This window comes from Allofournierella sp. CML151 (assembly GCF_027853465.1).
Classification (GTDB): Bacteria; Bacillota; Clostridia; order Oscillospirales; family Ruminococcaceae; genus Allofournierella.
On record NZ_JAPNNW010000010.1, the window covers coordinates 97,334 to 108,372 of the forward strand.

The window sequence follows — 11,039 nt, forward strand, 5'->3', positions numbered from 1 at the left end:
GAAGTAATAGTTATGCAGTCCAGTTTTAATCAATCTCTAAAATACAAATCCCGTGTGTATACCTTTTTCAGCACATCTTCAATCTCCTGATTGAAGCGGTTAGCCAGGATTACATCGCTCTTCTGTTTGAATTCGTTCAGATCGTGAATCACTGTACAGTCCGCAAAGGAATCCTCTTGCAGAGTCGGCTCATAAATCACAACCTCCACACCCTGCTCCTTCACCAGGCGCATCACGTCCTGGATGCTGCTGGCCCGGAAGTTATCGCTGTTCGATTTCATGGTCAGGCGGTAAACGCCCACCACCTTCGGCTCATAGCTCAAAATCTGGTTTGCAATGAATTCCTTACGGGTTCCGTTCGATTCCACAATGGCACGAATCAGATTCTGCGGCACATCCTGATAATTCGCCAGCAGCTGCTTGGTATCTTTGGGCAGGCAGTATCCGCCATAACCAAAGCTGGGGTTATTGTAATAATCACCGATTCGTGGATCATAACCGATTCCTTCGATGATCTGCCTGGTGTTCAGTCCGCGCACCTCCGCATAGGTGTCTAACTCATTGAAATAAGCCACACGCAGTGCCAAGTATGTATTTGCAAACAGCTTGATTGCCTCGGCTTCGGTCAGATCCGTAATCAAGGTGGGGATTTCTTCTTTCAGTGCACCTGCTTTCAGCAGCTCCGCAAACTGCATCGCTTTCTCTTTCAGACGCGCATCCTGTGCCGGAGCGCCTACCACAATGCGGCTGGGATACAAATTATCGTAAAGAGCCTTGCTCTCACGCAAAAACTCGGGACTGAAAATGATGTTTTCGCATGCAAATCTCTGCCGGATATTTTTGGTGTATCCTACCGGGATGGTGGATTTGATCACCATGATTGCATCCGGTGCAATCGCCATTACCTGTTTGATTACCGACTCTACCGCCGAGGTATCAAAGTAATTCAAATTGGGGTCGTAGTTTGTGGGAGCCGCAATAACGACAAAATCCGCACCACTGTATGCCTTTTCGGCATCCAGTGTTGCGATCAGGTTTAATTGTTTGGTCTGCAAATATTCCTCGATCTCGTTATCCTGAATCGGGGAAATTTTATTGTTGATTTTTTCCACTTTTTCGGGAATGATATCCACTGCCCACACTTCGTTATGCTGCGCCAGCAGAACAGCCAGCGACAGCCCTACATATCCGGTACCCGCAACCGCGATTTTCATTGTTATTTATCCCTCTCTTACACTTTTTCTCGTTTTAGTCCGATTCCTGTTCCTTTTACAAAGGCCCAGCAAAACAGCGCAAATCCTGCTTTCCAAAGCGGAAGTTCTTCTACCTGGCGATACAGCATCCAATGATATTTAGCCAGTGCAATTTTATTGGCGGAAATAGAGTTCTTTCGTACACGGTAGCGCATCATTACATCCGGCATTCCCATAACTACATCCGTATGTTTCAGAAGTTTCAGCCATAGTGCAAAATCATTCCTCTTTTTTATATCAGGTACTCGAATATCGCCTAGCAAATTTCGATCATACATGACAGTAGAGTTTCCAATCGGATCACTTAGAAAAAGCATTTTATTGTAATCAGTGCGCTTCGGAGGAATCATCACTTCATGAAGCGAATCTCCTGTCTCATCCATTTTTTCATAGCCTGTGGCTGAAAAAACAGCATTGTTCTTTTTCATGAAATCCAACTGCTTTTCAAGCTTATCCTCAGTCCACAAATCATCACTGTCCAAGAACGCTATATAATCGCCTGTTGCATGATCCAAGCCAGTGTTTCGCGCAATTGCCGCACCACCGTTCTTTTTCTGTAGGACATAACAAATACGCTCATCGTTTTGCTGCTCTTCTTCCACAATCTCTTTAGTGTTATCTGTGGAGCAATCATCCACAATGATCAATTCCCAATCCTTGTGTGTCTGATTCTGCACGCACTGGATGGACTCCAGAATATATTTTCCGCAATTATAGGTCGGCATAATAATTGAAACTTTTTGACCCATGATACAATCTCGATTCCTCTCCGTTTATTTTCACATCGCCCGGCGCTGCTGACGCAACACCTGAGATTCCTCCTGGAACTGTGTGAATTCACACTGCTCCTTTTTCTCCTGAATCAGCTGCTCCTGTTGGTGATGCATCTCATCCCGATGATGGTGTGCAGTTACACCTTCTTTGATGTCCTGGCGGCCCAGCACCTTCAGTACACTGTCGAAAAACACTTTCGCATCGAAGGCCATGCTCACATTTTTTAAGTACTCCCGATCGTAGAATACTTTGTCGTAGTCGTTCAGCAGATCGCGTCCATTGATCTGTGCCCAACCGGTGATCCCCGGCTTCAGCTGATCTACGCCATAGTACCGGCGCAGGAAGTGCACACTGCGCTCTTGGCGAATCAACGGGCGGGGGCCGATCAGGCTCATGTCTCCCACCAGCACATTGAATAGCTGCGGAAGTTCATCGATGCTGGTATCCCGCAGGAATCGGCCCAGTTTGGAAATATAGCTGTCTGCATTCTGCAGATTTCCCGTAGAAGAGTACTTCGGGGCAGTGCTCTTCATTGTTCGAAACTTCACGATATAAAACACATGACTGTCCTGCCCCACTCGCTTCTGCCGAAAAAACACCGGTTCATTGGGACTGCTCAGTTTCTGCAATACTGCCACAAACAGAAACGGGATTGCCAGTACTACAAGTGCCATGCCAGAAACAATCATATCGAATATCCGCTTCATTTTCAGATATCTCCGCTGTTCCGAAGTCAGCGGAATACGGTGTTCCCGCATGATTCCTCTCATGGTTTTTGTTCTCAACTCTGTCTCCATCCTTCTGCTCCCCTTATGCGTATTTCAAATTCCCAATCGCTGTAATTTTTCCCGTTTCTCTGTGGGCAAAGGTTTTTTCGCCCCGGGCTGCAGGGCTCTCCTCTGCTCATAAATCCATCGGCCCAGCCAGATGCCGTCTCTGGTCTTGTATTTTGCAGGAATGTTCAGATTCCCATGCTCTTCCAGATATTCCTGCGCCAGTTCGTAGCGGTGCTGCCAGGAATCCTCTTTCTGCCAGATCATTCCGATTCTTTCCAGCATCTTCACCCGATCTGCATCCAGATGCTTTCCGCTTTCCGGCGGTTGCAGGTAAGCGTACCGCTGGCGGGCAACCCATTTGCCCAGAGCCAGTCCCTCACTGTTCTGGTAGGTGGGCGGCACGTTCAGATCCCCATGGATTTTGAAGTACTGCTCTGCTGCCAGATACCCCTGCATCCACTGATTATCCTTGCAATTGCCCCAGTACATTCCAATAGAATCCAGCCGGGCAATCTGCTCCTGACTCAACGGTTTCCGATTGAATTTTCCTTCCCGGGCCTGACGCAATGCTCGAATCCAGTTTCCCAGTGCAAATCCGTCCGGCGATTTGTAATCCACCGGTACGATTAAATTGCCATGCTCGTTGTAATATTCCGTCGCTCTGCAGTAGTTCTTCTCCCACTGCAGGCTGGGGGCATCCCAAACCATACCAATGGCATCCAACCGAGCGATTCGTTCCCTGTTCAGGATGCTTGCATGTTCGCCGTTTACCCGGCGCTGGCGCAGATTGTAAATCCAATTACCCAGTGCAAAGCCATCCGGTGCTTTATACCGGGCCGGAACAAGCAGATCGCCAAACTCCTCATAATAGGCTTTGGCGTGTTCAAACCCGTTTTCCCAGGCGCTTTCCAGCTGGTTTTCCCACACCATTCCGATGCTGTTCAGCCGTTCGATCTGTCCGGGAGTGAGTGTTCCACTGCGATTGCCTGCATACACCGACCGCTGTACACCGATCCAGTATCCCAGTGAAAGCCCTCCCGGCGTTTTATACCGTTTGGGAACCTTGAGATTCCCATATTCCGCTGCATACTCCTTGGCCGCAGCAAAGTACTGTTCCCAGGTTCCGCTCAGGCTGTTGCGCAGCGTTTCAAACAGAGTGCGACAGTCCTGTACCTGCTCCACTACCTGGAAGCGTTCGGTGACGATTTTCTCGCCTTCGCCCACCGCATACATGTGCTGCACGGCGGTGGCCATCTCCTCCTTGAGGGTATCAATGCTGCACAGTCCCTCGAAGTTATTCACTACATCCAGAATCAGGGGCACCACACTGTCACCTGCGGTCAGGGCACGGCCGATCTGTTGCTTGTAGATGATCGGGCTGATCGTGGGTCGGAACAGGATTACTCCTGAGATTCCATCCACATGCACACCCTCATTGAGCATGTCAATGCAGAAGAGCAGCTTCAGGGCACTGCTGGAATCCGCCTTGAATTCCGCAAACGCCTTGCTGGTACCCGGATCTTCGGAATAGGCCATGTAGAAATGGATGTCCGGATTCACTCCGGCAAACCAGCTGCGGGACTGTTCCATCATTTCGCGCATGTGCTCCATGCCGGAGCAGAACACGATGTATTTGCCGCTTTTGCTCGTCATGTGGCGGGCAAACACCTGCTCCAGACCATCCGCCTGCTCCAGCGCCCGGCGTAGGGCATCCAGATATTTCTGGTTCACATCCCGCAGCGCAGCCGGCCGCATGGTGCGCACCTGCTTCTGGTATCGTTCCAGCTCGTTCTGGTATTTGAACACGGTGGTCACATACTTCGGAGCAGGCAAAACTCCCCGGACGATCGCCTCACCCAGGGAAAGTTCACTTGCGATATGGCCTTCGAACAACTCTTCTGCCATATCGCGCATATTATCCAGATATCTCACGTTGGTTGCGGAAAGCCCCAGCAGCTTTGCCCCGGGATTGGCTGCAATGGTACGTTGTACCGCATTGCCCCACTGCTCTGCGCCGCACCGATGGAACTCATCCAGAATGATGTAATCCGCATTCACGGCCAATTCTTCCTCGCTGAGGAGCAGCAGTTTGGCATAGGTGCGGAAAGTTACATTGGACAGCTTGTCCGGCCCGCCGCAGCGTGCCAGACTTTCCATCTGAGTTGCATAAATATACTCGCTGGGACCAAGCCAGAGAATTCTCTTTTCCTCCTGATCCAGAGCGAGTTGAAATGCAATGAAGCTTTTTCCGGTTCCGGTGGGGTGGACGATGGCTGCTTTTCCTTCGCGTTCCAGCATGTCGACGGCGGAACGATACGCCTTTTGGTTGTGCTCAAACAATTTCACCGCCACATGCATCGCCTCCCTCTCCGCGGTTTACAACGTAAGAAGCAATATGTTTTGTCTTTTGGGACAGAAATTCGGGCAAATGACTGAATTCTTTCGAGAAGCATCGAATAGCATTGAAAAAAACTGCAAAATAGGTTATGATTAAAATAATCTTGTGTACCTTGTTCTAAATGCATTAATCTTTTATCTAAAAATTCGATACAGAATGCTTCTTCTGTCATATAAAAAAGCCCGCCACATTTCACTCCCAAAATGTGGCGGGCTTTTTCCTTCGTTTTTATTCGTTTTTTACCCTTTCATACAGCTTTTTTGCAGGGCAAAAAGGCCATCCGACTTCGGCGGATGGCCTTCGTTTTGTTCGGCTTTCCCTTACATTATAATATAAGGCGCAGTTTTTCGATCTGGCGGAGGTGCTCTTCCCCGCTGGTTCTTGTATAAATACGAGTTGTGTTGATGCTGCTGTGCCCCAGCAGACTTGCCAGATGTTCCAGATCCTGCTGACACTGGTAGAAACAGCGAGCAAACAGATGCCTCAGATTATGCGGAAAGACCTTTCGGGCAGAGACCTGCGCCTTTCTGCACAGAGCCTTCATCATCGCCCAGATATTACTGCGATTCACCGGTTTGCCTGAACGGGTTACAAAGATGCTTCCATGTGCAATTCCCCGTTCTCTGCAGTAGTGCAGGAGTTTTTCACACAGCCGCCGGGGCAGCAGGATGGTACGATATTTCCCCTTATTACAGATATCCGCCCGCCCCCTTTGCACTGTTTTCACCGTGATGAACCGCAGCTCGCTTACACGAATCCCGGTGGAACAAATAGTTTCCAGCAGATGAAACAAGCGCAGATCTCCTTTCCGGCGGGCGGCATGCAGAAGCCGGTAATATTCCTGACGGCTCAATTCCCGGCGCGGCTCCGCATAATGTCTGCGCTGCACCCGGACCGGACGCACCCGGCACTCCTGCCAGCCCATAAAATCGAAAAAGCCGTTTAGCGCTGCCAGTGCTACATTCACACTGGCCGGCGAATACCGCTCCATCAGCCATTGCTTGTAGCATACCGTTATTTCCTTTGTTACTGTTCTTCCTCCCACCCATTGCGCAAACGTGTGAAGCTGCTGCTGGTATCGATCAATCGTTTCTTTGGCCCGTTCTTTTTCAAACAACTCTTTGGAAAAGCCAATGACAGCCATTTCCTCTATGATATGTTCCATGAAATGGTATCACCTCCGCTTTCACTATAGCATACGGTGTTACCGACAATGATATTTTTGCGGATCGACTATATTATCGAGCTATGCAATTGATCATTTCAAGAAATTACCGAAAATTCGCTCCATTACTCTCCCTCGTATCCGTTGGCCGCTGTTCCGTACCAGGAAAGTCGTTGTCCACATTCTTTACAAAAATTGCAGTATTCGAACTCAATTGCCTGTCTGCACCGGGGACATCGATATCGTTCCATCCTTATGGAGTACTCCCGAACAGTCATCGGTATTCGATATTGGATGCACTCACAGAACACTTTTGCTTCGAACATCGTTATCTGGTAATGCATCCTTCGCATTGCAAGAAAACTCACAATTTTCTTATGTATATTCCTATATCTGTGAATTTTCTGTCCTGTCTCCATGATAAATGTTGCTGCCACGCCTTATTCAAAACATTCCTAGTTATAGTTATGTTCTCATAACTCTCCTATACTTTTTCTATGTGTGACAAGTCAGAAATCTTGACATTTCTTTTGTTCATAAATCAAAAACTATCTTTTCCCGAACCAAGTCAGCTAATTTTTATACATCCATGCACCATCACCATTAGTGCTACTTACATATCTTACTGATGCATTCTGCATTTCAACAAAAGCTGTTACCCTTAAATAAAAGGGGGATGGTTATGGATTCATTAAAAACTGTAGATTATACACTCATCGCCAAAAGGCTCAAAGAAATGCGTTTACAACGCCATCTGCGGCAGAAAGATGTTGCAGAAATCATGAAGATGACGGAGAACTATATCAGCCGGTTGGAGTCAGGAACAGTTCCCATCCTTCTGGAAAACCTATATTCATTTGCCTCCATTTATCACTGCTCTGTTATCGATTTCCTTCGCCCGGAAGTGGAAAACCCTGACGATTATCTTCTTGCTGCAATTAATCAGTTAGCTGAACAAGCGACTTCCAAACAGCGAGAACAGATTTTCAAGATCATGCAGGTGCTTTTAGACGATAATACAACCCACTAAGTAAGGCTACTCTCTTCGTCTGCTGAACCATCCATAATAGATTCTGTCATCGCCAGCCTTTCACGACTTTCGCTTTGTCAGTATATTGCTTTGCTTCTGTAGACAAGATGGAAAATCCCTACACAGGAGGCGTACATGTGAGACAATATATTACCGATGCTGTTCTCCTGCTTGATGACATTTGCCAACAGGATTACAAAGTCTTTTACAACAAGGCCTTTCAAATGACCCACGATCCGGAAGAATCCAGAGACATCGTGCAGGCTGCCTTTGAAAACACCTTGAAAATCATCCAGAAAGGGAAAACCATTCTCTCTACACGGGAGGATATCTCCCGCTACTTAATGCGCATTACCATCAATCTGGGAAAAACCTATTATAAAAAGAAATATCACCCGAATTTTCAGGTAGACAGCGTCGAGGACATGGAGCAGGCCTTTGATGCTTTGGCGCGCGAGAATTCACTTTTTGATTTTGATGACAAATATCGCGTGGTCGATTTGTGGGATTTGATTGAAAAAAGCTCCGCCAGACTTCCCAGACGCTCCAAAGAATACTTTATGTGGCGTCTTTATTATGGACTGGACGACAACGAGATTGCAGTAATCATGGGAGTCAAGCGTGCCAGTCTGTGTGTGTTGAAAAACCGCACTTTAAATCATCTGCGCAACGAAATGAAAAAATGCCTGGGGGGTGACTGATGTGGCCACAAAGAAAGAACTTCTAGAAAAGCTGGACAAGATTGACGATGAAGAACTTGCACACATGCTGGCTCTGGTCGCCTATCGGGAAAGCCAGGAGGAGCTGGATCAGTTGATTCAGTCGGAAGAGTATACTCCGCCAGATGAGATAGAAATGCGTGCTTTTCAGGAAAAATTCCACAAAGACAGTCAGCGAGCGTTGCATCGGTCCAAGAGCCGGGTAATACGGTGGGCGTGTGGGATTGCGGCAGCTGCTGTGTTTGCTTTTGCTGTACCCATATCGGCGGATAATGTTACTATTTTCGAACTAGTCGCACGGGTGTTTACAGACTACAGCGATATTTCTACCTTGGATGGGTATACGTTCGAAAAACCGGAAGAATGGGACTGTGAATACTATCCCACGTGGATACCGAGCACATTTCATTATAGTGGAGTTGGTTTTCGAGAATCATTACAATATCTCCGCTTTGAGTCATCCTCCGGCGAATTTTTGTTTGCCTATACAACTGATTGGACATTCAGTTATGGAGCTGTTGAAGAATCAACCGCTTCAAGCGCTATTGTATTGCACGAGGAAAGCGTTCCTGTTTACACCAGTCAGGATGGTGCGGTTAAAACCATATATCTACATGTAGGGAATGGAGTAATTATCATAAATGGAAAAATCACGCACGAACAAATTGTGAAAATCGCGCAAAATATTTCAAATTTATGACTTGATGTTATATGTTTTTATTTTTGCACTTATATATTATCAGAAAGCTAATTTTCCAAACTGATAGTTACTGGAGGTATCAACATGACAAAGAAAACCACTTTCCGAAGCATTAGTTTTCTACTTATTTGTATTTTGATGTTTAGCAATATGTGTGCTCCGGTTTTTGCATCGGATGAATGGCAAACTGATTTTAAGTTACCAAAATGGACCTACATCGTGTATGTGGGTGGTGGAGTATTGCAAACTACCGATTCTAAGGGACGGCACAGGGTTGGTGGCGATGTACTTGTGAGTGGCGGAGATAATATCGTCAATCTTGAAGCCACTGTTCAACGCTATAACGGTGGTTGGTATAATACCAGCTATAAATGGTCAGCCAGCGGTAAGGGAGATGCTGGAGTTTCAGAATATGTTTACTTAAATACAGGAACCTATCGCATGAGACTCGTCATTGAAGTATATTCTCCTTCGGGAGTGCTTTTGGAGGAAGAAACCTTGTACACCGGCGAAACGATCATTTAAATGTATATCTGAAAAAGCAATATTGGCAAAATATAAAGTAACTATTATTTTCAAAAGTTTTATTGATTTGCTGAAGTTCTAGTCCGGACTGACTACAAGAATCGGGCAGGTTTTGCACTGCATTGACTGTCCTGCGGTGGAAAAGTTCCAGTGTGTCCCATAAATAGGATCATCTATCCGCATTGCCTATTTCTGGCGGAGCCATACCGGATGCCAGAATACAACTTGGCGGACTGTTTTGCGTATCCTCCTTCCGCGTTGTAAGTACAATCCTGTGCAGCGATCGCCCCTCTGGATCATAGATGTATTGGATGGTTTGGTTGTGTGCAAACACTTCGCCAACGGAAAGGTACCGCTCCATTGGGGCTTCGGCCGATTGTTCCCAGTCACCTTCGGACACCAGAAAACTGTATTCCGGAAAATCAATATCCAGAGAGAGCCCATCTTCTGTTTCAAAAACATGAAGGTGGGCATCTTTCCATGAAAACAAAGTTTGAATCACCCAATGCAGCTGCATCAAAGAATAATGGCTTGGAATCCGTATTCGTCTGAAACAGGATGTGCCTACCAATTTTATATCCAGTATGGCCATCTTTCTGGAGATCACCGATTGCCCCGGATAGTGTTCAACGAAACTTTCCCGAAGCTTTTCCCGTGGATCTACATATTCCCCGTCGATTTTGACCAGATCCTCATTCAACGCCTGCACCAGATGGGATTGAAATTGTCTCACCGGAATGAATACTTCCGAAAAGAAGGAAACCTGCTCGCAAAAGTAGTTGAGATGTGCAACTGTATCGCGGTGCCGTGGGGTAGTATAGGAGATACGTCCACATTCCTGCAGATAGCGTTCAATGATCGCAGTGCTGATTCCATGTGCTTCCAGCATATCGCATGAATGATGTGGTCTATCTCCCGAATATGCCTGGAAGTCATGCCGTACAGTACAAATCCACATCGGGATTCATCATGCAGCACAACAATCGTCCTTCTTCGATTTACAATCATAATTGAAGAACTCCAGGTGTAAAACGGATCCACATCTTGATCTGCCTGAATAATGTCTTTTTTCAAAAACTCTTGCAATTTTTTTGTACATCCGATCTGCATTTTCCTTTTCCACCTACTTTTTGTGTAATTATTCCTTTATCATAGCAAATCCAATTCCTGTAAACCACGAATTCACAGATAAAAAAGCAACCTTTTCCATTACTTTTTCTTCTTGCTCCGTTTTCAGTTTTGACCACAATGAAGGTCTATGAGGATACAGCGCAGAAGCAGGATCGTATATGGTATGGCTATCAGCCGCAACAGTTCTTCACGGATGTGTCGGCCAGATGGATGTGTCACCATTTTAAACTTCGGACATATTGGGTTGAAAAGGAATCGACCGGTAAATCTGGTACACACGGCCTGTAATTTGGTACACATCGGGGGGCTGAAACGGGCTGCAAATTCTTACCAATCCGGGATATTTCCGCTGTTCGTTTTCTGCAAACTATAGCAAACAGCACATCCCCCTCTGTCAAAAGTAGTGGGAAATGTGAATTGGACCGGCAAAAGCATTGACGGAATGATCGTGGTCACCAATGCTGATCGGGCATTGGAAGAATGCCTTATTTTCGACGGCCGGAGTCTAGATTGATTGTAATTGATTGTATATGATCGTAATTTCACGTCGCCAACTGGCATGAAAAAA

Annotated in this window: 10 protein-coding genes and 1 pseudogene; 4 read left to right on the forward strand and 7 right to left on the reverse strand. The window is 46.5% G+C overall.

Annotation, left to right across the window (positions count from 1 at the left end; all coding sequences use genetic code 11):
- Window positions 1-29: 29 nt before the first annotated feature.
- The 5 genes from PH256_RS09095 to PH256_RS09115 form a co-directional block, all read right to left on the reverse strand.
- Entirely contained in the window at window positions 30-1,214 is a 1,185-nt protein-coding gene (locus PH256_RS09095; RefSeq protein WP_270913873.1) for a nucleotide sugar dehydrogenase, read from the reverse strand.
- A 17-nt stretch (window positions 1,215-1,231) separates the two neighbouring features.
- Window positions 1,232-2,002, reverse strand: a complete 771-nt coding sequence (locus PH256_RS09100; protein ID WP_270913874.1) for a glycosyltransferase family 2 protein — start codon at window positions 2,000-2,002, stop codon at window positions 1,232-1,234.
- Window positions 2,003-2,032: 30 nt separating this feature from the next.
- Window positions 2,033-2,824: a sugar transferase gene (locus tag PH256_RS09105; RefSeq protein WP_333766350.1), complete on the reverse strand. Its 792-nt coding sequence runs from the start codon at window positions 2,822-2,824 to the stop codon at window positions 2,033-2,035.
- Window positions 2,825-2,848: 24 nt separating this feature from the next.
- Window positions 2,849-5,161, reverse strand: a complete 2,313-nt coding sequence (locus PH256_RS09110) for a Helicase associated domain protein (RefSeq protein ID WP_270913875.1) — start codon at window positions 5,159-5,161, stop codon at window positions 2,849-2,851.
- A gap of 365 nt (window positions 5,162-5,526) precedes the next feature.
- Window positions 5,527-6,366 (reverse strand): tyrosine-type recombinase/integrase, encoded by an 840-nt coding sequence (locus PH256_RS09115; RefSeq protein ID WP_270913876.1) that lies wholly within the window; start codon window positions 6,364-6,366, stop codon window positions 5,527-5,529.
- Window positions 6,367-7,048: 682 nt separating this feature from the next.
- Here PH256_RS09115 and PH256_RS09120 point away from each other — a divergent pair.
- From PH256_RS09120 to PH256_RS09135, 4 genes are all read left to right on the forward strand, one after another.
- The gene (locus PH256_RS09120) at window positions 7,049-7,396 is read left to right on the forward strand and encodes a helix-turn-helix domain-containing protein (RefSeq protein ID WP_162613411.1); all 348 of its coding nucleotides are present in this window, start codon (window positions 7,049-7,051) and stop codon (window positions 7,394-7,396) included.
- A gap of 137 nt (window positions 7,397-7,533) precedes the next feature.
- On the forward strand, window positions 7,534-8,097 hold the full coding sequence (locus PH256_RS09125; protein ID WP_087182146.1) for an RNA polymerase sigma factor: 564 nt from the start codon (window positions 7,534-7,536) through the stop codon (window positions 8,095-8,097).
- A gap of 1 nt (window position 8,098) precedes the next feature.
- Window positions 8,099-8,815: a hypothetical protein gene (locus PH256_RS09130; protein ID WP_270913877.1), complete on the forward strand. Its 717-nt coding sequence runs from the start codon at window positions 8,099-8,101 to the stop codon at window positions 8,813-8,815.
- Window positions 8,816-8,899: 84 nt separating this feature from the next.
- Window positions 8,900-9,340: a hypothetical protein gene (locus PH256_RS09135; RefSeq protein WP_270913878.1), complete on the forward strand. Its 441-nt coding sequence runs from the start codon at window positions 8,900-8,902 to the stop codon at window positions 9,338-9,340.
- 169 nt (window positions 9,341-9,509) lie between these two features.
- Here the strand turns inward: PH256_RS09135 and PH256_RS09140 are convergent, their stop codons facing one another.
- Together PH256_RS09140 and PH256_RS15320 are read right to left on the reverse strand one after the other, a co-directional pair.
- A complete protein-coding gene (locus PH256_RS09140; protein ID WP_270913879.1) occupies window positions 9,510-10,229 on the reverse strand; it encodes an IS1096 element passenger TnpR family protein in 720 nt (239 codons plus the stop codon).
- A 17-nt stretch (window positions 10,230-10,246) separates the two neighbouring features.
- Window positions 10,247-10,450, reverse strand: a pseudogene (locus tag PH256_RS15320) (DUF6933 domain-containing protein); the annotation flags it as partial.
- Window positions 10,451-11,039 lie beyond the last annotated feature (589 nt).

Bases quoted from the DNA above. Each gene is read 5' to 3' on its own strand.
- PH256_RS09095 (WP_270913873.1), bottom strand. From the start codon at position 1,214: ATGAAAATCGCGGTTGCGGGTACCGGATATGTAGGGCTGTCGCTGGCT.
- PH256_RS09100 (WP_270913874.1), bottom strand. From the start codon at position 2,002: ATGGGTCAAAAAGTTTCAATTATTATGCCGACCTATAATTGCGGAAAA.
- PH256_RS09105 (WP_333766350.1), bottom strand. From the start codon at position 2,824: ATGGAGACAGAGTTGAGAACAAAAACCATGAGAGGAATCATGCGGGAA.
- PH256_RS09110 (WP_270913875.1), bottom strand. From the start codon at position 5,161: ATGCATGTGGCGGTGAAATTGTTTGAGCACAACCAAAAGGCGTATCGT.
- PH256_RS09115 (WP_270913876.1), bottom strand. From the start codon at position 6,366: ATGGAACATATCATAGAGGAAATGGCTGTCATTGGCTTTTCCAAAGAG.
- PH256_RS09120 (WP_162613411.1), top strand. From the start codon at position 7,049: ATGGATTCATTAAAAACTGTAGATTATACACTCATCGCCAAAAGGCTC.
- PH256_RS09135 (WP_270913878.1), top strand. From the start codon at position 8,900: ATGACAAAGAAAACCACTTTCCGAAGCATTAGTTTTCTACTTATTTGT.
- PH256_RS09140 (WP_270913879.1), bottom strand. From the start codon at position 10,229: ATGCTGGAAGCACATGGAATCAGCACTGCGATCATTGAACGCTATCTG.